The organism is Limnohabitans parvus II-B4 (assembly GCF_003063455.1).
GTDB classification, from domain to species: Bacteria; Pseudomonadota; Gammaproteobacteria; order Burkholderiales; family Burkholderiaceae_C; genus Limnohabitans_A; species Limnohabitans_A parvus.
On the sequence record NZ_NESN01000001.1, the window covers coordinates 604,657 to 628,674 of the forward strand.

Here is a 24,018-nt window from a genome sequence, read left to right on the forward strand (position 1 = left end):
GCCTAGGCGACGCCACGCAGGCCATCAAAACGTGGCCTGAACCCCCAGCTTGACGCTGCGGCCCGGCAAGGGCGACTTGCCAAACGCGGTGCTGGTCAGGATCGAGCTGGCGCTGTAAGCCAGTTGGTCGGTCAGGTTGTCTAAGCGGGCAAACCAATGCAGCACGGTGGTATCCAGCTTTTGACGGTAAGCCACACTGGCGTTGACCCAGGTGTAGGCACCCGTGGCCACACTGCCTTCGGGTACACGCTTTTGCGCGGCATGCCAGTCAGCGCTCATCTTGGCGCTCCAGGGGCCTTGGCCATACACCAGCGTGGCGCCTACACGCATGGGCGCAATGCGGGGCAATGGCTCGCCCGTGCTCGTGTTGGTGGCCCGCACGGTGTCGGCACGCCAGTCCAGGTCGAGCGTCGAGGTGTTTTGCCACAGACGCTGACGACCGCTGGCCTCCAAGCCTCTGAATTGGGCCTTGACGCCTTGGTAGCGCTGCACGGGCAAAACGCCCTCCACGTCCTGCGTGTTCATCAGGCCAATGTAGTTGGCAAACTGGTTGGCAAAGGCCGTCACATTCACACTGTCGGGGCCGGACTTCCACTGCACACCCGCATCCAGGCTCTTGGACTTTTCCAGGCCCAATGCTGCGCTGCCGATTTCCCAGGCGTGGGTGGCCAGGTGTGGGCCATTGGCAAACAATTCGTAGTCTTTGGGGGCACGCTGCGTCAAGGCAGCATTGCCGGTCAAAGACCATGCGGGCGAAAGCTTGAACACCGCCCCAGCGGCCACACTGAAGGGCGTGAATTTTTGGGCCCCGATGCCCTCGTCAAACCGCTCCAGCTCGGGGTTGCCCAAGGATTCCACCCGCACCGACTCCCAACGCGCTCCGGCCGTGACTTGGCCCCATGCGGTGGGCAGTTCTTCGTGAACAAAAAGAGCATGGCTGCGTGTGCGGCTGAAAGGGGCAAAGGCTTCGCTTCCCACCGCAGAAAAGCGGCTCGATTCGGTCTGCACACCCACCACGCCTTGCCACCCCGCCACCGGGCGGTGCCGCGCCTCGATGCGCAGGTCTTGGCCTTTGTTGGCAAACACGGTGCCCGCTTGGGTGCCCTCAAACTCGGTGTGCTGGTAGTCGGTGTGGCTCAGGCGGGCTTTGACGCTCTCAAACCAGCCCGGCAATTGGCGCACTTGGCCCTCCAGCGCGTAGCGGGTGGTCTTCATGCCAATCGCCACCTCGTCTTCGGCCACGGTCCCGTAGTCGCTTTGGTAGCTGTTGACCGATGCGCCCAAATAGCCGTGCGCCCAAAAGGTGCTGGCACCAAAAGCGCCACCCCGGGCGGTGCTGGCCGAGTTGCAGATGCGCCGGGCGTTGGCAGGTGCGCCGGGCTTTGTGCATTCGAGTGCCACCGGCACCCGCACATCGCCGGTGCGGCGGTCAAAACCGTCCAAATGCAGGGCATAACGTTCGTTGCCCGCCTCCACCAAACCAGCCACGCTGCGTTCGTCGTTGCCCGTGCCCGCTTGCAGCTGGGCTTTGCCCAGCACGCCCGAGACTGCTTCTCGCGGGATGCGGTTGTCGATCACATTGACCACACCGCCCACGGCGCTGCCACCATAAAGCAAGGCGGCCGGGCCGCGCAGCACTTCTACGCGGTCGGTGGACAAAACATCGAGTGGCACCGCATGGTCGTAGCTGAGTGCCGAAGCATCCAGGCTGGAGGCGCTGTTGTTCAGCACCCGGATGCGGTCGCCATCAAGCCCGCGAATGGTGGGGCGGCTGGCGTTGGGGCCAAAGTAGGTGCTGGACACGCCGGGCAAACCGTTAAGGGTTTCGCCCAAAGTGCTTTGCCCGCGTTCGAGCAGGTCGGCGCGGCCCAGGCTGCTCACAGGCACGGTGGTGCTGTCGCGGCCCAAGGGGTTGCCGGTGATGACGATTTCTGGGAGCGCACTGGGTGCGGCGTTTTGCGCCCAAGCGTTTGAAAAAGACAAAGTGGCCAAGCAGGCGCAAGCCAAGGCCGAAAGCTGAAAAGAATGGGTCATATCTGTGTGATTTGAAAAACAGGAACAGTCCAGCGCCTTCCGCTACAGACGGAAAGCCAGCCAGACAAGATCAGGGGTTCAAATCAACACAGGCGGCGCACGGGCTTGCGCCGGGGACCAGCGGTCCCGGTCTGAAGAAAAAGCAAGCCGAAAGATGGGGGGCGCGGTCGTCCCCATCGGGGCCAGGCCGCATGAGCACGATGCACTCAGCCGTTCGGCTTGGGACAGGTGATCCAGTACACGACACAGGTCAGAGTCGGCCTCATGTCCCAGGTCAGCCGAATGGCCTTCGTGTCGATTTTCATCTTGGACAGGCCCAGCAAGCACATGCCCCTCGTGCCGATCAACGGGGACCGAGAGCACCTGCCGGGTCCCGTGCGCAATGCCATGCCACTGACCCCAAAGCGGGGCCCACAACAAGGCGCCCAGCAGCAGGATATTCAGCCAGCGCGGCAGGCTTGAACGGGCAGAACTCATGGCAGGCGCGTGGTCAGCGGTGGATCAATGCGCGTGCTTCATGCCGCAATACTTGCCCAAGGCCAAGCCCTTGCAGGCTGTTTGCAACGCCTTGGTGCATTGATCGGGCTTCTTGCCGGACTCTAGGCATTTGGCCGCCGCCTCGTGGGCCTCGGCCATGGCACGGTGACGGGCAATGTCTTCCTGGACTTCCTTGGTGCTGTGCTGGGCTGCAGCCCCGAAGGACAAGGTCAAAGTGACTAAGCAAAAAACAATTTTGTTCATGGTCTGATTTTTGGCGATGTGATCAAGGAGTTTGACCATACCCTTCAAACTGGGCACAAGACAAGAATACTCGGACTTTGGTCACTCACGCACCAAGCGTGCAAACGTCTTTTTGAACTTGCTCACTTTGGGCGCTGCCACCGCCATGCAATAACCTTGATAGGGGTTGCGTTCAAAAAAGTCCTGGTGGTATGCCTCCGCTCCACTGTAATTGGCCAAAGCCAGCACCTCAGTCACGATAGGCTGGCCAAAGGCGTCGGCCGCGGTCAGCTCGGCGATCAGCGCCTGCGCCACTTGGGCTTGCTCGGCCGTCGTGAAGTAAATGCCGCTTCGGTACTGCGTGCCTGCATCGTTGCCCTGACGGTTGAGCGTGGTCGGGTCGTGGATGACAAAGAAAATTTCGAGCAGTTCGCGGATGCTGGTCTGCGAAGGGTCATATTCGAGCTTGACGACTTCGTTGTGTCCGGTGCGGCCGGTGCACACCTCTTCGTAAGTGGGATTGACTGTCTGGCCATTGCAGTAACCCGATTCCACATCGGTCACGCCGCGCACCTTGACATACACCGCCTCGGTGCACCAAAAGCACCCTCCACCCAACACCAATGTTTCTGTCATGTTTGTTCCTTTTACGATGTTGAAGATGGACCCCGGATCAAGTCCGGGGTGACAAATGCGCCCACCAAGCCCACCCCAGGCAATTTGGATTATCAGTCGCCCACAAGCCCCGCCTGCACCGCCTGCACAAAGTCCCCCAGCGCTGTCTGGTCTCGGTCGCTGCGCCAGAGGCAACGCGTGTCGTAACGCACATCCACCTCGCGCAGCGGCACGAACACCGCGCCCGCCAGCGCAGATTGCTGCAAGGCCTGCGGCACCAGCGCCACGCCCAAACCCTGGGAAACCAAAGACACCACACTCAGCCAATGGCGCAACTCGTGCACCACGGGAGGCATCCAGCCGGCTTGCTCGCACAACAGGAGGATGCGCTCGTGGTAATCGGGCGAGACAGTGCGGGACACCACCACCAAGTCTTGTCCTGACAGCGCATTCAAGCCCAGGCTGGCCGCACCCGCCAAAGGGTGGCTGGCGGGCAGGCAGGCCACCAAGGGTTGGCTGGCCACCAAAATATGCTCAAAGCCGGGTGGCACCCGGGGCGTGTGGACAAATCCAACGTCCAGGCGATCGCGCAACAGCTCGGACAGCTGCTCGGTCGAGCTCAACTCCCGCAAAACCAAACGCAAGCGCGGATGGCTGGCCTGGAAACGGCTCATGATTTGCGGCAAACCGCAATACAGCATGGTCCCGGCAAAGCCGATGTGCAGCTGACCCGACTGGCCTTCGGCCACGTCACGCGCTTCCCGGGCAGCAGCACCGGCTTGCGCCAGCAAGGCCCGTGCGGCAGGCACAAAGGCCAACCCCGCAGCCGTCAGTTGCACGCCACGGCTGTTGCGATTGAACAATTGCGCCCCCACAGAGGCCTCGAGCTGCTGGATGTTCAGACTCAAAGGCGGTTGCGAAATCGACAGGCGCTGCGCAGCCCGACCAAAATGCAACTCCTCGGCCAACATGAGGAAATAGCGCAGGTGACGAAATTCCATGTATTTAAAAAATGTATTAATGAATCGATAATTGATATTAGACAACTATTCATCTCACCCTGACAATCCACTTCAAGATTTTTAAACGGAGACCTCCAACATGGCCAACCCCAAAAACACTTTCAACTGGGAAGACCCCTTCAACCTCAGCGCCCAACTGACCGACGACGAGCGTCAGGTGCAAGAGGCCGCCCGCGCCTACTGCCAGGAAAAGCTGCTGCCCCGCGTGAAAGACGCATTCCTGAATGAAACCACCGACGTGGCCATCTTCCGCGAGATGGGTGAGCTGGGTCTGCTGGGCCCCACCATCCCCGAGCAGTACGGCGGCGCGGGCCTGAACTACGTTTGCTATGGCCTGGTGGCCCGCGAAGTCGAGCGCGTGGATTCGGGCTACCGCTCCATGATGAGCGTGCAGTCGTCCCTCGTGATGGTGCCGATCAACGACTTCGGCACCGAAGCACAAAAGCAGAAATACCTGCCCAAGCTCGCCCGTGGCGAGTGGATCGGCTGCTTTGGCCTGACCGAACCCAACCACGGCTCCGACCCCGGCAGCATGATCACCCGCGCCAAAAAGGTGGACGGCGGCTACAGCATCAGCGGTGCAAAGATGTGGATCACCAACAGCCCGATCGCCGATGTGTTCGTGGTCTGGGCCAAAGACGATGGCGGCCAGATCCGTGGCTTCATTTTGGAAAAAGGCTGGAAGGGTTTGAGCGCCCCCGCTGTGCACGGCAAGGTCGGCCTGCGTGCTTCGATCACCGGCGAGATCGTGATGGACGAGGTGTTCTGCCCCGAAGAAAACGCCTTCCCCGAAGTGCGCGGTTTGAAAGGCCCCTTCACTTGCCTGAACAGCGCACGCTACGGCATCGCCTGGGGTGCATTGGGCGCGGCCGAAGACTGCTACCTGCGCGCCCGCCAGTACGTGATGGACCGCCAGCAGTTTGGTCGCCCCTTGGCCGCCAACCAGCTGATCCAGAAGAAGCTGGCCGACATGCTGACCGAAATCAGCCTGGGCCTGCAGGGCTGTCTGGCTCTGGGCCGCATGAAGGACGCGGGCAACGCCCCGGTGGAAGTGACCAGCATCCTCAAGCGCAACAGCTGCGGCAAGGCGCTGGACATCGCCCGCATGGCACGCGACATGATGGGCGGCAACGGCATCAGCGCCGAATACGGCGTGGCCCGCCACCTGGTGAACCTGGAAGTGGTCAACACTTACGAAGGCACGCACGATGTGCACGCCCTGATCTTGGGCCGGGCGATCACCGGGATTCCGGCTTTCTCGAACTGAGTCGGAGCTTTCAAGCACAAGAGGGGCTGCCAAGGGGCAGCCTTTTTTGTTGGATGCTCAGGGTGCGCCACCACCTTGACGAAGCCCTGCGCAGGGCTTACATTACTAACCAGTCAGTCATTAACAAAACATCGTGAACCCCACCGACCTCCCCGTCCCGCACAAACGAGAGCGCCGCAAGCAAGACCGCCCCGGCGAGCTGCTTGATGCCGCGTTGGACTTGTTTGTCGAGAAAGGCTTTGCCGCGACACGGGTCGAAGAAGTGGCGGCACGCGCGGGCGTGTCCAAAGGCACCCTGTTTTTGTACTTTCCGAGCAAAGAAGACCTGTTCAAAGCCGTGGTGCGCGAGAACGTGGTCCATCCGGTGACCCAAGGCGCTGGCGAAATGGCGCACTTCAAGGGAACCTCCGGTGAATTGCTCGAATGGATGATGCTGCAATGGTGGCACCGCTATGGTGCCACCAAGGCTTCGGGCATTTCCAAACTGATCATGAGCGAGGCCACCAACTTCCCGGAGCTGGCGGCTTTTTACCGCCAGGAAGTCATCGAACCCGGCCAAGCCTTGGTGCGCACCGTGCTGCAACGTGCGATTGCCCAAGGCGAGTTTCGGCCGGTCGATGTCGAATTGGCTTTGCACTCGGTCATGGCACCCCTGCTTTTTCTGGTCATGTGGAAACACTCCATGGGCCCTTGTTGTCCAGTGTCGGAGCAAATCAAGCCCGAACAATTCATCACCCAACACGCCCAATTGCTGGTGCGTGGACTTTCTTTACCCCAAACACCATGAAACGTTCTACCCTCTGGATCCTCTCTGGCGTGGCTGCGGCCGCTTTGCTCGCTGGGGGTGCCCGATGGGCCAGCCTGCGCAAGACCGCGGTAGAAACCACCAAAACAAGTACACCCGTTGCCACCCAGATCGAGTTGAGCGCCAGCGATGTCGTCAAAGCCCAGAAAATGGACATGGTTTTGGGTCTGCCGGTTTCGGGCACGCTGAAAGCCAGCCAAAGCGCGATGGTCAAAGCACGTGTGACTGGCGAACTGATGGATTTGGTGGTGCGTGAAGGCGACTTGGTCAAAGCAGGCCAGACGATTGCCCGAATCGACCCCACTGAATACCAAGCGCGTGAACGTCAAGCCAAACAGCAAGCCGATGCGGCACAAGCCCAAGTCGAGATTGCACAAAAGCAGTTCGACAACAACAAAGCTTTGGTAGACCAAGGCTTTATCTCGCAAACCGCTTTGCAAAATTCAGCGGCCAGCCTGAATGGTGCCAAGGCCACGCACATGGCGGCGGTGGCTGCGCTCGACGTCACACGCAAGGCTTTGGACGATGCGATCATCCGCTCGCCCATCAGCGGCCAGATTGCCCAGCGACTGGCCCAACCCGGCGAGCGCATGGGGCTCGATGCCCGCATTGTGGAGGTGGTCAACCTCAGCCAACTTGAACTCGAAGCGGCTTTACCCGCCGCCGATGCCGGCTTGGTGCGCGCAGGCATGAAAGCGCAACTGAAGGTCGAAGGCATCGACGAGCCCGTCGCCGCCAAGGTCTTGCGCATCAACCCCGCAGCCCAAGCCGGCAGCCGCAGTGTGTTGGTCTATCTGGGCGTGGCGGGTCAAGATGGCTTGCGCCAGGGCTTGTTTGCCGAGGGCAGCTTGGGCACCCGAACCGTGCAAGCCTTGGCCGTGCCGCTGTCGAGTGTGCGCACCGACAAGCCTCAGCCTTATGTGCAGGTGGTCGATGGCGAGCAAGTGCGTCATGTGACCGTGCAAACCGGCACCCGTGCCGAGAAGACGTTGAAAAACATCACACTGACCTGGGTCGAGGTGCAAGGTCTTGCTGAAGGGGCTCAAGTGCTCACAGCCAGTGCAGGCGCGGTGCGCGAAGGCACGCTGGTGAAGTTCACCGCTGGCGTACGCTGAAAGGGATAGATCCATGTGGTTCACCCGCGTCAGCCTGAAAAACCCCGTCTTTGCCACCATGATCATGCTGGCCTTGGTGGTGCTGGGCCTGTTCTCTTACCAACGGCTCAAAGTCGACCAGTTCCCGAACATCGACTTCCCGGTGGTGGTGGTCAGCACCGAATACCCCGGCGCATCGCCCGAAATTGTTGAGAGCGAAGTCTCCAAAAAAATCGAAGAAGGCGTGAACTCTATCGCGGGCATCAGCGCCCTCACCTCTCGCAGCTACGAAAACCAGTCGGTGGTGGTGATCGAGTTCCAACTGAACATCAACGGCCGCAAGGCCGCCGAAGATGTGCGCGAAAAAGTGGCGGCCATCCGCCCCAGCCTGCGCACCGAAGTCAAAGAGCCCAAAGTGCTGCGGTTTGACCCGTCCGCCCGCGCCATCTGGTCGCTGGCCGTGGTGCCTGATGCAAGCACTGACAAGGCCACGGGCAAAGCCCCCAGTGCGGTGGAGTTGACCAACTGGTCCGAGCAGGTGCTCAAAAAGCGCCTGGAAAACGTGCGCGGCGTCGGCTCCGTCTCGTTGGTCGGTGGCACCCGACGCGAGATCAACCTGTACCTGCAACCTGCGGCCATGGAAGCACTGGGCGTCACGGCAGACCAAGTGGTCAGCGCGGTGCGCAACGAAAACCAAGACTTGCCTGTGGGGGCGATCCGCTCGCTGGAACAAGAGCGCATGGTTCAAATCGAATCGCGCATGAAGCGTCCCGAAGACTTTGAACGCATCATCGTGGTCCGCAAAGGCAGCACCTCGGTGCGCTTGTCTCAGGTGGCACGGGTGCAAGACGGTGCCCAAGAGCTTGACACGATGGCCTTGTACAACGGCCAACGCACCTTGTTGATGACGGTACAAAAAGCCCAGGACGAGAACACCATCGACGTGATCGACGGCCTTGTGCGGACCGTGGCCGAGATGAAAAGCCAGACGCCTGCAGGCATCCGACTGGAGCCCATCACGGACAGCTCGCGCCCCATCCGCGTGGCGGTCGACAACGTGCGCCGCACCCTGATCGAGGGGGCCATCCTGACAGTGCTGATCGTTTTTCTGTTCCTCAACTCCTGGCGCTCCACCGTCATCACCGGGCTGACCTTGCCGATCTCGCTGATCGGCACCTTCATGTTCATGCAGATGTTTGGCTTCACCATCAACATGGTCACGCTGATGGCCTTGTCGCTGTGCGTGGGCTTGTTGATTGACGACGCCATCGTGGTGCGTGAGAACATCGTTCGGCATGTGCAGATGGGCAAGAACGCGTTCAACGCGTCCATGGACGGCACCAGTGAAATTGGACTGGCCGTGCTGGCCACCACCCTGTCCATCGTGGCGGTGTTTTTGCCGATCGGTTTCATGGAAGGCATCATCGGCAAGTTCTTCCACGAGTTCGGCATCACCATCGTGGCGGCGGTGATGATCTCGATGTTTGTCAGCTTCACACTCGACCCGATGCTGTCCAGCATCTGGCACGACCCGAGCATCGAAGCGCATGGCAAGCACCATGCGCCCGTGACTTTCTATGACAAGACCATTGGCCGGGTGACCGGCTGGTTTGAGCGCAGCACCGACCAACTGGCCGAGGGTTATCAAACAATCCTGGCCTGGTCTCTGGTGCACAAGCGCAAAACCGTGCTGATGGCGGTGGGTGTGTTTGCGCTGAGCATTTTCATGATCCGCTTTGTGGGCACCGAGTTTGTTCCCAAAGCCGACTTTTCTGAAACCACTGTGAATTTCCAGACGCCTGTGGGCAGTTCATTAGAGGCGACCGAAGCCAAAGCCAGACAAGTCGAAGCCATCATCCGCGAGTTTCCAGAGGTGCGCTACACCCTGGCCACCCTCAACACAGGCAACGCCTTGGGCAAAAACAGCACCAGCATTTACATCCGCCTGATCGACCGCAAGGACCGCCAGCGCAATGTGGACGAGATGTCTGGCATCCTGCGCGATCGGCTCAACAAAATCCCCGGCGTCACCGTCACGCATGTGGGCTTGCTGGACTCGGTGGGCGGCAACAAGCAAGTGGAGTTCTCCTTGCAAGGCCCTGACCAGCGGGAGCTGGAGCGTTTGGCTTTGGGCGTGATGGACAAGGTGCGCAACATCCCCGGACTGGTGGACCTGGACTCCAGCGTCAAAGCCAACAAGCCCACCATCCGCGTAGAAGTGCTGCGCGACTCGGCCGCCGACTTGGGCCTGGGGACCGGGCAACTGGCCGGACCATTGCGGACCCTGGTCGCAGGCCAAACCGTGGGCAACTGGCGGGCACCCGACGACCAGACCTATGACGTGAACGTGCGCCTGTCACCGGAAAGCCGCAATGCCCCGCAAGATCTGGAACGACTGCCCTTTGCTGTGAGCGCAGGGCCAGACGGCAACCCGCGCGTGGTGCGCCTAGGCCAGGTGGCCAAAGTCAGCGAATCCACCGGCTCCAACCAGATCAACCGCCGCGACCTGACGCGCGAAGTGGCCATCAACGCCAACACCTACGGCCGGGCCGCTGGCGAAGTGTCGGCGGACATCCGCAAGGTCATGGAGGGTGTCAACCTGCCTCCGGGTTACCGCTTCCAGTTTGGCGGCTCCACCAAAAACATGGCCGAATCGTTTGGCTATGCCGTGTCGGCCTTGGCGATGGCGGTGATCTTCATTTACATGATTCTCGCCAGCCAATTCAAGAGCTTCCTGCAGCCCCTGGCCTTGATGACGGCATTGCCGCTCACGCTCATCGGTGTGGTCCTGGCCCTGATGGCTTTTCGCTCGACCTTGTCGATGTTCTCGATCATCGGCGTGATCATGTTGATGGGCCTGGTCACCAAAAATGCCATTTTGCTGGTGGACTTTGCCATCCGGGCCCGCGAGAACCAAACAGACAAGGACGGCCACGTCATCCCGGGCATGGAACGCAACGCAGCCCTCTTGATGGCCGCCAAAGTCCGCTTGCGCCCCATTTTGATGACCACTTTGGCCATGATTTTCGGCATGGTGCCGCTGGCTTTTGCCATGACCGAAGGCTCGGAGCAACGCGCCCCCATGGGCCAGGCCGTGATCGGCGGGGTCATCACCTCGTCCTTGCTGACCCTGGTGGTTGTGCCCGTGGTGTATTGCTACATGGATGACCTGGCGCAATGGATTCGCCGCAAAGCAGGCCTTGCCCCCAGCCGTCAGGGACATGACGCTCCCGCCCCTTAAAATCACCCTCATTTAGCGATAACCCCTTCAGGAGTAACCCATGGATCTGAATCAAGCCCGATTCAACATGATTGAACAGCAAATCCGCCCCTGGGAAGTGCTGGACCCGCAAGTGCTGGCCCTGCTCTCGGTCGTGCGCCGCGAAGACTTTGTGCCATTGGCGCACAAAGCCCTGGCCTTTGTCGACATGGAAATCCCTTTGGGCTCTGCGCCCAACCAGGTCATGCTGGCACCCCGGGTTCAGGCTCGTTTGCTGCAAGATCTGGCGGTGAAAAAAACCGACAAAGTGCTGGACATTGGCACCGGTTCGGGCTTCATGGCCGCCTTGCTGGCAAACCAAGCCGCGCACGTGCTGAGCCTGGAAATCGACGCCAATTTGGCAGCCCAAGCGCAAGCCAACCTGCAAAAAACAGGTGTGAGCAACGTGACTGTGCGCAACGCCGAGGGCAGCCAAGGCGCTGCTGCCGATGGCCCGTTTGACGTGATTTTGCTCAATGGCTCCGTGGCCGAAGTGCCTGCCGCCTTGTTGCAGCAACTCGCTGTGGGGGGCCGCCTGGCTGCCATCGTGGGTGACGAGCCCATGATGCGCGCGACGCTGATCACCCGCACCAGCGACAGCAGCTGGACCACCACCGAGCCTTGGGACTGCAATGCCGCACGCCTGAGCGGGTTCACCGAGCCCTCGCGCTTCCAGTTCTGACCGCGCAGCACGCCATGGAACAGATCACCCCCGCACAGCTCGCCGATTGGGCCAAAGGCCAGACACAACGGCCCATCCTGCTGGATGTGCGTGAAGGCTGGGAAGTGCAAACGGCCAGCGCCAAGATCGATGCGCTGGATCTCGTGCACATGCCCATGCAAACCATACCCGCCCGACTGGATGAGCTGGACAAATCCCGCCCCATCGCCTGCCTGTGCCACCACGGTGGCCGCAGCATGCAAGTGGCGGCTTTTTTGGCCCAACATGGCTTCCAGGTCGCCAACGTATCTGGCGGCATCCATGCCTGGTCCGTGCAAGTCGACCCCACCATTCCGGTTTATTGAATCGGCTGGTCACACTGAATTCTGAAAGTAACCCGATGAAACTGCGTCTCCTGCCCTTGACTCTTTCCCTGGCGGCTGTTTTGACAGGCACCGCCCACGCCCAAAGTCTGGTCCAACTTTACGAAGCTGCCAAGGGTTATGACGCTTCATTCAAAGCTGCACAGGCTCAATACCAAGCCAACTTGGCCAAAGCCGAACAGGCCAAAGCCTTGTTGCGTCCGACCGCTGGACTCGGGGCGACGGTGAGTGAGTCTGATTTCGACAACAAAACCAGCACCAATGCAGATGCACGGTATGGCACACGCACCACCACGCTCAGTGCCAGCCAACCGCTGTTCCGTCCCGCCAACCTGGCCGGCTACCGGCAAGGTCTTAAGCAGGTTGACGTCGCCCAGGCGCAGCTGAAAGCTGCAGAACAAGACCTCATCGTGCGCGTCAGTCAAGCTTATTTTGATGTTCTCACCGCGCAGGAAAGCCTGGCTTTTGTGAAAGCCCAAAAGTCTGCCGTTTCCGAGCAATTGGCTGCAGCCAAGCGCAACTTTGAAGTGGGCACATCCACCATCACCGACACCCGTGAAGCGCAAGCACGCTTTGACTTGGTGACGGCTCAAGAAATTGCAGCCGAAAACGATTTGCGGGTCAAAAAACTGGCACTCGACCAATCGGTGGGAACAAACAACGCACAGCCCCTGGCCCTCAAAGCGGGTGCAGCCCTCATTACGACTGCTGGCGCAGATGCAGAAACATGGGTCCAGCAAGCCACCGCGCAAAGCCCGGCCATTGAGCAAGCCCGCATCGGTTTGGAAGTGGCCCAACTCGAAACCGAAAAAGCCAAAGCCGGACACATGCCGACATTGGACTTGACCGCCTCGTATGGCGGCACGCGGTTCCGCGGTGACGCATCCCCGTCCAGGGTCAACAACAACACCGGCACCATCGGCTTGGCATTTAACCTGCCCTTGTATGCGGGTTATGCCACCCAAAACCGCATTCAGGAAACCGTCTCGCTGGAAGAAAAAGCCCGCAACGACCTCGACGGGGCGCAACGCACGGTCAGCCAAGCCACACGCACCGCTTTTTTTGGCGTGCAATCGGGTTTAGGACAGGTCAAAGCTCTGGAAGCCGCCGAAGCCTCCAGCCAAAGCGCCTTGGACGCCAACAAGTTGGGCTACCAGGTGGGCGTGCGCATCAACATCGATGTGCTCAACAGCCAAAGCCAACTCTTCCAAACCAAACGCGATCTGGCCAAAGCACGTTATGACGTGCTGCTGGGGCAGTTGAAGCTGCGTCAGGCGGCTGGGGTGTTGAAAGTCGAGGATGTACTCAACATCAGCAAGCTGCTGAAATAACTTGAGCGACATCCAGTTCTTGCAGGAAAGCGTGTTTCGCTCACGCCAAGCACTTTTCACCAAAATTGAATTGAATATGCCCTTTGAGGGCGCTCTTGAATACGAAGAACAAGAATGAATATTTTGGTGATTGGTGGTGCAGGCTACATAGGTTCTCACATGGTCAAACTGCTCGGCCGCATGGGCTGCGAAGTGACCACATTGGATAATTTGAGCAGCGGCCATCGTGATGCCGTGTTGTTCGGTGCGTTTGTAGAGGGCGATCTGGCCGACCGCACCTTGTTAGCTAAATTGTTGCAATCAGGCTGTTATGACGCTGTCATGCATTTTGCATCGTTTATCCAAGTTGGCGAGTCCGTGAAGAACCCGGCCAAATATTACGAAAACAATGTCTCAAACACGCTGAATTTGTTGGATGCGATGCGAACGGCGGATGTAAATCGGTTCATTTTCTCGTCAACTGCCGCTACTTTTGGCGCGCCACAGTACACGCCGATTGATGAAGTTCACACTCAGAATCCCATCAATCCTTATGGCCGCAGCAAGCTGATGATCGAACAGGTGCTGGAGGACTATGACCGGGCATACGGGTTGAAGTCCGTGTGTCTGCGCTACTTCAACGCAGCAGGGGCCGACCCTGACGGTGAACTGGGCGAGCGACATGAGCCCGAAACGCACCTGATCCCCCTGGTATTGCAAGCCGCATCGGGGCGGCGTACCCATATTGAGGTATTTGGCCGCGACTACGATACACCCGACGGCACATGCATCCGCGACTACATCCACATCAATGACCTCTGCACCGCGCACTGGCTGGGGCTGCAAAGCCTGATGAAAGGTGGTGATAGCCAGCGCTACAACTTGGGCAATGGCAGCGGATTTTCAGTTCAAGAAGTGATCGACACAGCCAATCGGGTGACGGGCCAACCGGTAACCGTTCGCGACGCACCTCGGCGCGATGGCGACCCGGAAAGACTGGTGGCGGACGCCACACTGGCGAGACAGCAACTGGGCTGGCAACCCCAATATACCGACCTTGAGACCATGGTGCGGCATGCATGGGTCTGGGAGAAAAAACGACGATGAGGACGCAAGCAAAAGCCTTCCCCGCTACGCTGTTTTTGTTTGCTTACAACCAAGCCGATACCATCGTGGAGGCGGCCATGAGCTGCTTGGGCCAAGTCTGTGAGCCCATCGAAATCGTCCTCAGCGACGATTGTTCCACCGACAACACTTTCGACCAGTTGTGCCAATTGGCTGACAAGTACGAGGGGCTGCACACCGTGTCGGTACGCCGCAACGAGACGAACCTTGGGATTGCGCGTCACTACAACCAGGCAGTTGCCTGCGCACAAAGCGATCTGATCATCGTGGCAGCGGGCGACGACTTGAGTGAACCCCATCGGGTGCAGTCTGTCTTGCAAGCATGGCGGGAGAGCCATGGTCAGCTCAACTTGATCGCCAGCTACGCCACGAGCATCGACAAATCTGGGCATGCATTGGGGCTTATTCAAATAGGCCACTTGGAACAATGGCCCGATGCGCAAACTTGGTGCAAAAAAAGACCTTACGTGATTGGTGCGACATTCGCCTTTCACAAGCGACTGTTTAAGGAATTCGGCCCACTGGCCTCCGGCGTGGATTACGAAGACCAGGTGCTCAGTTTGCGCGCCGCTGCTTTGGGTGGAGGCAGGACCATCCCGAAGCCATTGATCCAATACCGCCAAGGTGGTCTGTCGGCCCGCGTCCAAGGAGATCCTGAGTCACTCCTCATACACGCAAGCAATAAATACCGGCGTCAGCTGGCGGTTTACACACAAATCACCCAAGACTTGCACACAGCGGGAAAACCTCACTTGTGTCAAGGGAAGATCGCTAAATATATCCAAAAAAGCAAAACCGCATTGGCCTTGATTGCCCGAGCTCCGCACAATAGCACTACGTCTATGTTGCTGTTTGCACTGCGCAACCCCGACAGGCCAGGAGTCATATGGTCTTTGCTGAAACTGCTGTGGATCAAATGCCCTCGCATCGCGATCGCATTCAAACAAAAAATTTAAACTTATGAATTTATTTCTCAATACAGGACTGTTTCTGATGTCGGCCTTATCGCTAGGCTTTCGGCCTGTGCTGGCTTTGTTTGGCCTCTTGTTTGCATGTATAGGCATTTACAAGCTGGTGGCCCTTCCTCGTTCTGCGAACATGCAACGAGTACATTCACAAGAATGGCCCGTGTTGGTTGGTTTGTTGGTACTGGCCCTATGCCTCACAGCACTGAACCTTTTTCATGGCGAGCGTTGGGCGATTTACCACCTGCCAGTGGCCATCTTTTTGACTCTGCCGATTTTCTGGGCACTCAGCTCGTATGATGCCAATCCCCATGCCTTTTGGGCGGGGGCATCCGCAGGTGCGCTGATTGCCGCAGCCATTGCAGGCTACGAAGTTTTATTGTTGGGTGCTGAACGTGCTGGATATCTTGTACACAACCCCATTCCCTTCGGCTCCATAGCCATGTGCTTGGCCGCCGCCTCTGTCATTGGCTATGAGTCCAAACAACGCCTGAGGTCATGGCTCAATGTGTGGGCGCTGACGGGCTTAATGGCTGGGGTAATAGCCGCCGTTTTGAGCGGGAGCAAAGGCTGCTTGCTGGCGCTGCCGGTGTTGGCTTATTTGGTGTACATCAAGTGCATACGGCCACTGGCGATTGCACGTGTTTGGCTGCTGCTGAGCGTTCTATTGGCCTTGTCCGTGTTGACCTTCCTTGCTGCAGACAGTTATTTGGTGAGCCGCGTCCAAGATGCGGCACGGGGAGCCATGATCTGGTTGGACAATGGGCAGGTGGTGGAGGGCTCTGTTGGGCCGAGGCTGGAGCTGATCCGCTTTGCGTTTGATACCGCCATGATCAACCCACTGACCGGCATTGGCCGCGACAGTATGGTGTCGATGCTGCAAGCGTCGGCCACGAATGGCGCGTATGACCCCTTCATTGCCCAGCTACACACGGTACACAACGAACTCCTGAACATTTGGGTGACCAAGGGACTGCTGGGGCTGCTGGCCATGAGCTCCATGTATGGTTTGAGCCTGTGGTACTTCTGGCGTATCCGACACCACGCCGACACACACGTTCAAAACATCGGGCTCATGGGCATGAGCCTGTGCTTGATGTACCTGATCTTCGGTCTGAGCGAGGTCGCCTTGCAGCTGACCTTTTTCAGGAACTTCTTTTTGGTGACGCTCGTGTGCTTGTTGGGTATGGCACACGCGCACAAAAGCCAACACACAAACTCTTGAGAACAACGTCAAGCGCAGCAGGCTGAAGTGGACCTCGAATTTGGGACAGGTGTTTGAGTAGTCGCCTCTGAAAAATTCACTTTCTAGCCCCCGTCAAGGCCATTTATCCGGACTTGAGCGAGCTGCCAACACAGATCTGCCGCAATTGACGGTCAAGTTGCCCAAAACCACTGGCCCACAGCAGAGCCCAAAAAGGTCGATGCCCTTTTTAGCGATCATGCGCAGCAGCCAGCGGATGTTGAAGCCCGCAGCGCACAGCACTGCATGCAAACTGTCGCCCAGTGAGCCTTTGAGGTGGCACCTGTTCATCCGGGTGAAAAATGGTTTGATTTCTTACTCATAACACCATCTTCTCGAAGTGTGGAGTCTCCTCAAAACCGGGGAGATTCAAACCAGCTGCAGACAATTAGGACTTCATGGGCTCCATTCGAGCAATAGCACCCTCCATGTTGATGTTGTGTTGTGCGCTCATGGGTAGGCGGTTCATTTGGATAACCAATACTGTAAAACCGCATAAGAAAGACGAGAAAGCTCAGTCCGCAGCCGATACAAATGGGTTGGCCAACGTTTGCGTCCACGAAATTTCAAATTGGGGACCGATCCAGGAACAATGGTGGTTGCAACTGCTTCGTTGTGAATCACTGGAAAGGGGCTCACAGCCATAACCTTAATTTGGTATTTCCACCCAAGATCGAACTCGTGATCATAGGGAAGCGTCATCGGTAAAAGTTTCTCGCTGTAGGCTAGAGCGGCCGTGCGGTTGATCAAATACGCACTGGAGCAGGTGCATTTACTGAACATCACAGCCAAACCATATTTGGCGTTCAAATTGAACACGGAGACAGGTGTACCCGAATGTACGCCGGAGAGTTTGACCATGTCCCATTTTTGGGGATGCCGCATCAGTTCATGGACGGCGTCCACAAACCCCTCACCAAAGATTGCATCATCTTCCAAGATCAAAGCAAACGGTGCATCGGAATACAAAAAGGTTTGTATCGCCTTCACATGCGACAGATAGCAGCCCAGCTCGCCGGGCAGCGAAGGCTTACCGTGCTTTCTTTGATAGGTGTGCTCATCAATACAAGCCTTTTGCTCTGGACTGGCTTGTTTTCCATCGACGGCAGGAATTCGCATGAACGGCAAACCAAGCCCATCCAACTGATGGGTAATAGCATCCAATCGGTCTTTGGATCGATCCAAATTGATTACGTATGTCTGTAATTCGCTCATTGAAAAGGATTTTGGTAGTTGATGAGCCCGCGAAACCGCCCCACCATTCGGGCAATATGTTTGGGCGAAGGCAACAGAACGCGGATGCACAAGGCCAACGTTGTTACCCCAATAAGGCGATGACGCTTCTTGGAAGCTTCATGCCCACCAAAATGCTTCGCAACAAAAGTGATCTTGGACTGCGCATGGTGATAGCCGCGCCAGTACTCGCTGCGCCATGGCGACTTGCCTTTGACCGAGCCGCGCGAACGGTGCAAGGCCTGCACCTGCGGGACGATGACCATGGGCAAACCAGCTTGGAAGAAGCGCAGGCAGAGATCGTCGTCCTCGTAATACAAGAAAAACGTTTCATCAAAAAACCCTGTGGACCGGCAAGTACTCATGCGCAACAACATGGCCGCGCCGCACACAAAGCCCACGCTGGCCGGGCCGCTGGCTGCTGGCCCTTTGGAGACCCAGAGGGTGCTGGGCCAACGGTAGTTCACCTCGGGCTGGCCATGGGCATCGACCAACTGCGGGGCCAGCATGGCGGCTTCGGGGAACTGGTCGGCGGCGGCCAACAGCTGCTCCAACTGCGCCTCCGACATTTCACAGTCGGGGTTCAGCAGCAAAGCGAATGGCGTTTGCACTTGGGCCAAGGCGCGGTTATTCGCTGCCCCAAAACCGAGGTTCCGCTCGTGCGCCAGAACGGTGGCTTGCGGCCAGCGTGCTTGGGCTTGGGCGGCGGTGTCGTCGCCGCTGGCGTTGTCCGACACGATGAGGTGCGGGCAATGCTGCAAAAGCGGGTGCAGCGCGGCCAAACAATGGGCGCTGTTGTACGTGACCACAATGACAGTCACGGGGCTCAAAAGGGAGGGTGCGGAGGGGCTCATGGGTGTGTGGTGCTCAGCAGTAATTGTGCACAGGCACGGGCAGCGCCCTGCCCTTGGGCCAGCCACCGGCGTGCAGAGCCTTGGGCTGTTTGCGCTGTTTCAGGCTGGCTGACCCAGCACTGCGTGGCGGCCCAAGCCTCGGCCATGCTGTGTACGCAAATGGCTGCGCCATACTGCTCAGCTTGAATGGCGGCTTCGGCGAAGTTGAAAGTGTACGGTCCCATGACGATGGGGCAGCCACAGGCTGCGGCCTCGATCAGGTTTTGCCCACCCAGAGGCTCAAAGCTGCCGCCCAGCCAAGCCACGCTGGCCAGTTGGTAGTAAGCCTGCATCTCGCCCAGCGAGTCGCCCAGCCAGACGGTCTTGGGCTTGGCTGCGGGCACTGACTCGACGGGCCACTGGCTGCGGCGCTGCACCGACCAGCCAGCTGCTTCGATCAATTGAGCCACGGCGTTAAAACGTTGCGGGTGACGCGGCACCACCAGCCACTGTACCGACGCTTGCTCTTGGGGGCTAATCTGGTCCAGCAAGGCAAGCCACTGTGCCTCTTCGCCTTCGCGGCTGCTGGCGAACATCACCACCGGACGTTGGGTGCCGGCGCGCCACTGCTGACCCAAGGCAGCTTGGCTTGGGTCGATCTGGATGTCGTATTTGAGGTTGCCCATCACCGCCGTCACGGGTGCGCCCAGCTGGCACAAGCGCTGGGCATCGGCTTCGGTTTGCGCCAAGACGCCGGTCAAGCGGCCATAGGCGGGTAAAGCCAAGGCCCTTTGTCGCAGCGCTTTACGCAAGCTGCGCTCGCTCATGCGGGCGTTGACCAAGTGCACAGGCAAGCCTCGCTGCGCGCACGTGTGGATGAGTTGCGGCCAGACTTCGGTTTCCAGCAGCACACCCATGCACGGCTGAAAATGGTCCAAGAACCCTTGCACCGCGCTGGGCATATCCCAAGGTTGCCATGCTTGCACGTCACCCGCTTGCAAAAGCCCCAGCCCTTCGGCACGCCCCGTAGCAGTTCCGTGGGTGAGTAAGATGCGAACTCCGGGGGATTGCTGGCGCAAGGCCTTGATCAAAATGGCAGCTGCACGCGTTTCACCCAAAGAAACGGCGTGCACCCACACAGCGCCTTTGGAGGCTGGTATGCCGGGGTAGATCCCCCAGCGCTGCTCAATGTGCTTTAAATAGCCGGACTCTTGTGCCCCACGGCGGCGCAGCTTGCGTTTGAGCACAGGCACTAAGAGCCACATGGCCCAGCCATAGAGCCACAGGGATGCACGTTGCAGCAAGCTCAGGCGCATGCGGTGTCAAACAGTTGCTGGTACACGCGGCCAATGCCCTCGGCCTCTCGGGCCAGCGAAAAATGCTCAGTCACCCGGACACGCGCAGCCTCACCCATTTGGACCGCATGCTGCTGATCGCGCAGCACGGACAACACCGCCTGGGTCAGTCCTCGCACGTCGCCGGTGTCCACCATTTCACCGGTCTCGCCGGGTATGGCCAATTGGTCAAAAGCCCCTGTGCGTGAGCAGACCAGCGCACATCCCGTTGCCGCCGCCTCAAATGGCGTCAGGCCAAACGGTTCGTAGCGCGGGCAAGCCACGCAAAGCAAGCAACGCTGGTACCAACGGTGCACTTCGCCTGCAGGCACTTCGCCCAGAAAGACAATGCGATCGTGCAGGCCGGCTGCGTCGATCTGTTGCTGCAGGTCTTGTTGATAGGCCTGGTGCTGGGCTTGTGCCAAGCCCGCGATCACGGCCGTGGCACCCGGCAGCTGGGGCAAGGCCTGGATCATGGCCTGCACAAACACATCACTGCCTTTGTCAGGGCGCACCCGGCCAAACACGCCAATGCCGTACTGACCGGGCAAGCCCGAGTCGGCCCATGCTGTGAGTTTGTCCGGTGGCGGACTGAAACGAGACAGATCAATGCCGTGGGGCACCACCGCCGTGGTGTTGGGCACAAAGCTGGCAGCCAAGGGCGTGGTGGAGATGACCGCGTCCATTTTGGAAATCAGCCAGCGCGGAAAGCGGCCATGCAAATGCTGAGCGGCCGAGGTAAACACCAGTTTGATCGGCAGACGCAAAACATCACGGGCAAAAATAGCGGCCATCATTTCCGGGTCACGCCGCACATGCCAGATGCGAAAAGGCCGCCCTTTTGGCGGTTTGCGCGACAGGGCAATCGCCTGACCCAGCGTCATGCCATCGATGCCATTGGACATGCGCGTGCCACAAAAACCCAAGCGCCACTGCTTGGCTTGCAAGGGCACGAGCGCGTTGATGGTGGCTGAGACGCCGGTATAGCGTTGCTTGAGGTTGAACACGATGACCTCGGGGTCAGTGCTCAACAAAGAATCAGGTGTGTTCATGGATGGTTCTTTATGGACTGATCCGCTCAATGCGCCGAAGCCTGAATCTGCGCGTCAGGCTTGACCGAGCGCAACAGCGCCAGCATGTCACCCTCGATGCGGTGCAAGGCCGCTTCGGTTTGGCCTTCAAAGCGCAACACCAGCACCGGCGTGGTGTTGGAGGCGCGGATCAAGCCGAAGCCATCTGGCCAGTCCACACGCAGGCCGTCGATGGTGAAGACTTTGGCAGGGGCCTTGAAGGCATCGCCGGCCAGCACCTGCAAAGCGCTGGTCACGCTGTGCGGTTCGCCTTCGGCGCAAGCCACGTTCAGTTCGGGCGTGCTGAAGCTGGTGGGCAAGGCGTTCAGCACCACGTTGGCATCGGGTGATTGGCTGACGATTTCGAGCAAGCGGCAGCCTGCATAAGTGCCATCGTCAAAACCGTACCAACGCTCCTTGAAGAAGATGTGGCCGCTCATCTCGCCGCCCAAAGGGGCCTGGCCGCCTGCAGCCTCAATGGCCCGCATCTGGGCCTTGATGAGGGAGTGGCCTGTCTTGTACATCAGGGGCTTGCCCCCTGCGGCCTCGATGGCCGGAGCCAGGCGCTGCGAGCACTTCACGTCAAACAAAATGGTGCCACCCGGCACGCGACTCAACACGTCTTGTGCAAACAACTGCATCTGGCGGTCGGGGTAGATGTTGTTGCCGTCTGCGGTCACGATGCCCAAACGGTCGCCATCGCCGTCAAAAGCCAAGCCCAATTCAGCGCCAGTGGTTTTCAGGGCCTGCATCAGGTCTTGCAGGTTTTCGGGTTTGCTGGGGTCGGGGTGGTGGTTGGGGAACTCGCCGTCGACCTCGCTGAACAGCTCGATCACTTCGCAGCCCAGGGCTCGGAAGATGCCGGGAGCCGAAGCACCCGCGATGCCGTTGCCCGAGTCGATCACGATTTTCATGGGGCGAGACAACTGGATGTCGCCCACGATGCGCTGCGTGTAGTCGGCAAGCACATCCAGCTGACTGACGCTCCCGCCATCCTGCAGCTGCCAGGTTTCGGTTTCCATCATCTGGCGCAAGGCCTGAATCTCGTCGCCATAAATGGCGCGGCCGGCCAGCACCATCTTGAAGCCGTTGTAGTCCTTGGGGTTGTGGCTGCCGGTCACCTGGATGCCGCATTGGCAAGCGGTGTTGGCCGCAAAGTAGAGCATGGGCGTGGTGGCCATGCCGATGTCGATGACCTGGATGCCTGCGGCCACCAGGCCTCGGATCAGCGCGGCCGTCAAACTGGGGCCGCTCAGGCGGCCATCGCGACCCACGGCCACCGTGGTCTGGCCTTCGGCCTGCGCCTGGGTGCCAAAAGCCTTGCCCAGGCCCTCGGCCACGGCTTCATTCAGGGTCGACGGCACCACGCCACGGATGTCATAGGCTTTGAAAATCGAGGGGGTGACTTGCATGGGATGAACCAATAAAAAAGGCCACAGAGGCCGACCTTGGGGTTGCACCTGCATTGTAGGCGGCAAGCGGTTCAAAATCGGACCCTAAGCACCGACTTGAAACCCACCAAGCCACTCAACCATGGCCTGTATTTGTGGCTAACATGAACACTTTTCGCAGTTGCTAGCTGCCCCATTCGCCTTCACGCCGAAACGCCTGCCCATGAAACTCACCGACACCCTTCGCCTCGACAGCCCTTTGGGGCCGATGATTCTGACGGCCACGCCCCAGGGTGTGAGCGGTGCTTGGTTCGAAGGCCAGCGCCATGAGCCCAGCGAGGTGGACATGCAAAATTGGACGCCCAACGCCGCCAACCCCCTGTTGCAAGAGACTAAAAATCAATTACTGGCCTATTTCGCTGGCCAATTAAGCACGTTCGATTTGCCTCTGGATTTATCTGCCGGCACCCCGTTTCAGAAATCGGTTTGGCAGGCCTTGCTGTCCGTCCCGGCAAGCCAGACACGTAGCTATGGCGATCTGGCACGGCTTTTGGACAAGCCCAAGGCGGTGCGCGCCGTGGGCGCAGCCGTGGGTCGCAACCCGGTGAGTATCATCGTGCCCTGCCACCGCATTCTGGGTGCGGGCGGCCAACTCACAGGTTACGCTGGTGGGTTGTGGCGCAAAGAAGCGCTGCTGGAACTTGAAGGCCACAAGGCTGTCTGAAAACTCTCCCCAATGACCACTTCTCACGCCAAAGGCTGGCTGGCCGACTTCCTGATCCTGGCCGCCATCTGGGGCTCTTCTTTTTTGTTCATGCGTGTGGCGGCGCTGGAACTGGGCGCTTTGCCTACCGCCGCCATTCGGGTGGCCATTGCCTCGGTCTTCCTGCTGCCCCTGATGCTGGCCAAAGGCCATTGGGCCGAGCTGCGCCAACACTGGAAGCCCGTGCTGTTTGTGGGCGTGCTCAACAGCGGGATTCCCTTCGCGTTGTACTCGTTTGCCGTGATGCACATCACCACGGGTTTTTCATCCATCCTGAACGCCACCGTGCCCTTGTTTGGCGCGCTCGTCGCTTGGGTTTGGCTGGGTGACAAACCCAGCCTGTCGCGCACCGTGGGTCTGGCCATCGGCTTTGGCGGCGTGGTGCTGTTGGCGGGTGGGCAAGCCAGCTTCAAGCCCAACGCCTCGGGCATTGCCCCAGCCTGGGCCGTGCTGGCCTGCCTGGCGGCCACCACTTGCTATGCGCTGGCCGCGAGCTTCACCAAAAAACACATCCCCAGCCTGCCGCCATTGGTCACCGCCACCGGCAGCCAGATCGGCGCCACGCTGGCGTTGGCCTTGCCTGCGCTGTGGTTCCGCCCGGACCACTGGCCCAGCGCATCGGCCTGGGGGGCATTGCTGGTGGTGGGGGTGCTGTGCACAGGCGTGGCCTACATCCTGTATTTCAAGTTGATCGAGAACTCGGGGCCTGCGCGGGCGCTGACGGTCACCTTTTTGGTGCCGGTTTTTGCCATCGCTTATGGGGTGCTGTTTCTGGGTGAAACCGTGACCGCCTGGATGCTGCTGTGTGGTGCCGTGATTTTGGCAGGCACCGCCCTGTCCAGTGGGCTGGTCAAGCTGCCGGGGCGTTGAACAGAAAGACGTCGGACCTGA

The 24,018-nt window shown here is 59.3% G+C and carries 22 protein-coding genes and 1 pseudogene; 12 read left to right on the forward strand and 11 right to left on the reverse strand.

The window, feature by feature from the left end:
- Positions 1 to 24: 24 nt before the first annotated feature.
- From B9Z37_RS02745 to B9Z37_RS02765, 5 genes are all read right to left on the reverse strand, one after another.
- Positions 25 to 2,034 carry a TonB-dependent receptor gene (locus B9Z37_RS02745; protein WP_108311487.1) on the reverse strand — a complete coding sequence of 670 codons (2,010 nt, stop codon included), beginning with the start codon at positions 2,032 to 2,034 and terminating at the stop codon, positions 25 to 27.
- A gap of 78 nt (positions 2,035 to 2,112) precedes the next feature.
- A complete protein-coding gene (locus B9Z37_RS14765; protein ID WP_407067213.1) occupies positions 2,113 to 2,511 on the reverse strand; it encodes a DUF2946 family protein in 399 nt (132 codons plus the stop codon).
- Between the two features lie 24 nt (positions 2,512 to 2,535).
- On the reverse strand, positions 2,536 to 2,775 hold the full coding sequence (locus tag B9Z37_RS02755; protein WP_108311877.1) for a hypothetical protein: 240 nt from the start codon (positions 2,773 to 2,775) through the stop codon (positions 2,536 to 2,538).
- An 81-nt stretch (positions 2,776 to 2,856) separates the two neighbouring features.
- Positions 2,857 to 3,390 carry a peptide-methionine (S)-S-oxide reductase MsrA gene (gene msrA / locus B9Z37_RS02760; RefSeq protein ID WP_108311489.1) on the reverse strand — a complete coding sequence of 178 codons (534 nt, stop codon included), beginning with the start codon at positions 3,388 to 3,390 and terminating at the stop codon, positions 2,857 to 2,859.
- A gap of 92 nt (positions 3,391 to 3,482) precedes the next feature.
- Entirely contained in the window at positions 3,483 to 4,370 is an 888-nt protein-coding gene (locus tag B9Z37_RS02765) for a LysR family transcriptional regulator (protein WP_108286429.1), read from the reverse strand.
- Between the two features lie 100 nt (positions 4,371 to 4,470).
- Between B9Z37_RS02765 and B9Z37_RS02770 the strand changes: the two genes are divergently transcribed.
- The 10 genes from B9Z37_RS02770 (at position 4,471) to B9Z37_RS02815 (ending at position 16,485) form a co-directional block, all read left to right on the forward strand.
- The gene (locus B9Z37_RS02770) at positions 4,471 to 5,658 is read left to right on the forward strand and encodes an acyl-CoA dehydrogenase (protein WP_108286428.1); all 1,188 of its coding nucleotides are present in this window, start codon (positions 4,471 to 4,473) and stop codon (positions 5,656 to 5,658) included.
- Positions 5,659 to 5,791: 133 nt separating this feature from the next.
- Positions 5,792 to 6,445 carry a TetR/AcrR family transcriptional regulator gene (locus tag B9Z37_RS02775; protein ID WP_108311490.1) on the forward strand — a complete coding sequence of 218 codons (654 nt, stop codon included), beginning with the start codon at positions 5,792 to 5,794 and terminating at the stop codon, positions 6,443 to 6,445.
- Positions 6,442 to 7,578 (forward strand): efflux RND transporter periplasmic adaptor subunit, encoded by a 1,137-nt coding sequence (locus B9Z37_RS02780; protein ID WP_108311491.1) that lies wholly within the window; start codon positions 6,442 to 6,444, stop codon positions 7,576 to 7,578. The genes B9Z37_RS02775 and B9Z37_RS02780 overlap by 4 nt, the downstream gene beginning before the upstream one ends.
- A gap of 13 nt (positions 7,579 to 7,591) precedes the next feature.
- Positions 7,592 to 10,798, forward strand: coding sequence for an efflux RND transporter permease subunit (locus B9Z37_RS02785; RefSeq protein WP_108311492.1), 3,207 nt, complete (start codon positions 7,592 to 7,594; stop codon positions 10,796 to 10,798).
- 40 nt (positions 10,799 to 10,838) lie between these two features.
- Complete coding sequence (locus B9Z37_RS02790; protein WP_108311493.1) at positions 10,839 to 11,498, forward strand: protein-L-isoaspartate O-methyltransferase family protein; 660 nt, start codon at positions 10,839 to 10,841, stop codon at positions 11,496 to 11,498.
- 14 nt (positions 11,499 to 11,512) lie between these two features.
- Positions 11,513 to 11,842: a rhodanese-like domain-containing protein gene (locus B9Z37_RS02795; RefSeq protein ID WP_108311494.1), complete on the forward strand. Its 330-nt coding sequence runs from the start codon at positions 11,513 to 11,515 to the stop codon at positions 11,840 to 11,842.
- Positions 11,843 to 11,877: 35 nt separating this feature from the next.
- Positions 11,878 to 13,191, forward strand: a complete 1,314-nt coding sequence (locus B9Z37_RS02800) for a TolC family outer membrane protein (protein WP_108311495.1) — start codon at positions 11,878 to 11,880, stop codon at positions 13,189 to 13,191.
- Between the two features lie 114 nt (positions 13,192 to 13,305).
- The gene (galE, locus tag B9Z37_RS02805) at positions 13,306 to 14,277 is read left to right on the forward strand and encodes a UDP-glucose 4-epimerase GalE (RefSeq protein ID WP_108311496.1); all 972 of its coding nucleotides are present in this window, start codon (positions 13,306 to 13,308) and stop codon (positions 14,275 to 14,277) included.
- On the forward strand, positions 14,250 to 15,251 hold the full coding sequence (locus B9Z37_RS02810) for a glycosyltransferase (RefSeq protein ID WP_108311497.1): 1,002 nt from the start codon (positions 14,250 to 14,252) through the stop codon (positions 15,249 to 15,251). Before galE ends, B9Z37_RS02810 begins: the two co-directional genes overlap by 28 nt.
- A 172-nt stretch (positions 15,252 to 15,423) precedes the next feature.
- A complete protein-coding gene (locus B9Z37_RS02815) occupies positions 15,424 to 16,485 on the forward strand; it encodes an O-antigen ligase family protein (protein WP_205872529.1) in 1,062 nt (353 codons plus the stop codon).
- A gap of 93 nt (positions 16,486 to 16,578) precedes the next feature.
- Here the strand turns inward: B9Z37_RS02815 and B9Z37_RS14610 are convergent.
- The 6 genes and pseudogenes from B9Z37_RS14610 to B9Z37_RS02845 all read right to left on the reverse strand — a co-directional run.
- A pseudogene (locus B9Z37_RS14610) lies at positions 16,579 to 16,797 on the reverse strand (hypothetical protein); the annotation flags it as partial.
- Positions 16,798 to 16,968: 171 nt separating this feature from the next.
- Positions 16,969 to 17,718: a glycosyltransferase family 25 protein gene (locus tag B9Z37_RS02825; RefSeq protein ID WP_108311500.1), complete on the reverse strand. Its 750-nt coding sequence runs from the start codon at positions 17,716 to 17,718 to the stop codon at positions 16,969 to 16,971.
- Positions 17,715 to 18,590, reverse strand: a complete 876-nt coding sequence (locus B9Z37_RS02830) for a glycosyltransferase family 2 protein (protein ID WP_108311501.1) — start codon at positions 18,588 to 18,590, stop codon at positions 17,715 to 17,717. The genes B9Z37_RS02825 and B9Z37_RS02830 overlap by 4 nt, the downstream gene beginning before the upstream one ends.
- The gene (locus B9Z37_RS02835) at positions 18,587 to 19,885 is read right to left on the reverse strand and encodes a 3-deoxy-D-manno-octulosonic acid transferase (RefSeq protein WP_240606599.1); all 1,299 of its coding nucleotides are present in this window, start codon (positions 19,883 to 19,885) and stop codon (positions 18,587 to 18,589) included. Before B9Z37_RS02835 ends, B9Z37_RS02830 begins: the two co-directional genes overlap by 4 nt.
- Positions 19,876 to 20,955 carry a glycosyltransferase family 4 protein gene (locus B9Z37_RS02840; RefSeq protein ID WP_108311502.1) on the reverse strand — a complete coding sequence of 360 codons (1,080 nt, stop codon included), beginning with the start codon at positions 20,953 to 20,955 and terminating at the stop codon, positions 19,876 to 19,878. Before B9Z37_RS02840 ends, B9Z37_RS02835 begins: the two co-directional genes overlap by 10 nt.
- Positions 20,956 to 20,981: 26 nt before the next feature.
- Positions 20,982 to 22,385: a phosphomannomutase/phosphoglucomutase gene (locus tag B9Z37_RS02845; protein ID WP_108311879.1), complete on the reverse strand. Its 1,404-nt coding sequence runs from the start codon at positions 22,383 to 22,385 to the stop codon at positions 20,982 to 20,984.
- A 202-nt stretch (positions 22,386 to 22,587) separates the two neighbouring features.
- On the opposite strand from B9Z37_RS02845, the gene B9Z37_RS02850 reads away from it, so the two are divergent.
- Together B9Z37_RS02850 and B9Z37_RS02855 are read left to right on the forward strand one after the other, a co-directional pair.
- Positions 22,588 to 23,088: a methylated-DNA--[protein]-cysteine S-methyltransferase gene (locus tag B9Z37_RS02850; RefSeq protein ID WP_108311503.1), complete on the forward strand. Its 501-nt coding sequence runs from the start codon at positions 22,588 to 22,590 to the stop codon at positions 23,086 to 23,088.
- Positions 23,089 to 23,100: 12 nt separating this feature from the next.
- Positions 23,101 to 23,997, forward strand: coding sequence for a DMT family transporter (locus B9Z37_RS02855; RefSeq protein WP_108311504.1), 897 nt, complete (start codon positions 23,101 to 23,103; stop codon positions 23,995 to 23,997).
- The last annotated feature ends 21 nt before the right edge of the window (positions 23,998 to 24,018 follow it).

Excerpts from the sequence above, each read along its gene's own strand:
- B9Z37_RS02745 (WP_108311487.1), bottom strand. The coding sequence starts at position 2,034 with ATGACCCATTCTTTTCAGCTTTCGGCCTTGGCTTGCGCCTGCTTGGCC.
- B9Z37_RS14765 (WP_407067213.1), bottom strand. The coding sequence starts at position 2,511 with ATGAGTTCTGCCCGTTCAAGCCTGCCGCGCTGGCTGAATATCCTGCTG.
- B9Z37_RS02755 (WP_108311877.1), bottom strand. The coding sequence starts at position 2,775 with ATGAACAAAATTGTTTTTTGCTTAGTCACTTTGACCTTGTCCTTCGGG.
- msrA (WP_108311489.1), bottom strand. The coding sequence starts at position 3,390 with ATGACAGAAACATTGGTGTTGGGTGGAGGGTGCTTTTGGTGCACCGAG.
- B9Z37_RS02765 (WP_108286429.1), bottom strand. The coding sequence starts at position 4,370 with ATGGAATTTCGTCACCTGCGCTATTTCCTCATGTTGGCCGAGGAGTTG.
- B9Z37_RS02770 (WP_108286428.1), top strand. The coding sequence starts at position 4,471 with ATGGCCAACCCCAAAAACACTTTCAACTGGGAAGACCCCTTCAACCTC.
- B9Z37_RS02780 (WP_108311491.1), top strand. The coding sequence starts at position 6,442 with ATGAAACGTTCTACCCTCTGGATCCTCTCTGGCGTGGCTGCGGCCGCT.
- B9Z37_RS02785 (WP_108311492.1), top strand. The coding sequence starts at position 7,592 with ATGTGGTTCACCCGCGTCAGCCTGAAAAACCCCGTCTTTGCCACCATG.
- B9Z37_RS02790 (WP_108311493.1), top strand. The coding sequence starts at position 10,839 with ATGGATCTGAATCAAGCCCGATTCAACATGATTGAACAGCAAATCCGC.
- B9Z37_RS02795 (WP_108311494.1), top strand. The coding sequence starts at position 11,513 with ATGGAACAGATCACCCCCGCACAGCTCGCCGATTGGGCCAAAGGCCAG.
- B9Z37_RS02800 (WP_108311495.1), top strand. The coding sequence starts at position 11,878 with ATGAAACTGCGTCTCCTGCCCTTGACTCTTTCCCTGGCGGCTGTTTTG.
- galE (WP_108311496.1), top strand. The coding sequence starts at position 13,306 with ATGAATATTTTGGTGATTGGTGGTGCAGGCTACATAGGTTCTCACATG.
- B9Z37_RS02810 (WP_108311497.1), top strand. The coding sequence starts at position 14,250 with ATGGGTCTGGGAGAAAAAACGACGATGAGGACGCAAGCAAAAGCCTTC.
- B9Z37_RS02825 (WP_108311500.1), bottom strand. The coding sequence starts at position 17,718 with ATGAGCGAATTACAGACATACGTAATCAATTTGGATCGATCCAAAGAC.
- B9Z37_RS02830 (WP_108311501.1), bottom strand. The coding sequence starts at position 18,590 with ATGAGCCCCTCCGCACCCTCCCTTTTGAGCCCCGTGACTGTCATTGTG.
- B9Z37_RS02835 (WP_240606599.1), bottom strand. The coding sequence starts at position 19,885 with ATGCGCCTGAGCTTGCTGCAACGTGCATCCCTGTGGCTCTATGGCTGG.
- B9Z37_RS02840 (WP_108311502.1), bottom strand. The coding sequence starts at position 20,955 with ATGAACACACCTGATTCTTTGTTGAGCACTGACCCCGAGGTCATCGTG.
- B9Z37_RS02845 (WP_108311879.1), bottom strand. The coding sequence starts at position 22,385 with ATGCAAGTCACCCCCTCGATTTTCAAAGCCTATGACATCCGTGGCGTG.
- B9Z37_RS02850 (WP_108311503.1), top strand. The coding sequence starts at position 22,588 with ATGAAACTCACCGACACCCTTCGCCTCGACAGCCCTTTGGGGCCGATG.
- B9Z37_RS02855 (WP_108311504.1), top strand. The coding sequence starts at position 23,101 with ATGACCACTTCTCACGCCAAAGGCTGGCTGGCCGACTTCCTGATCCTG.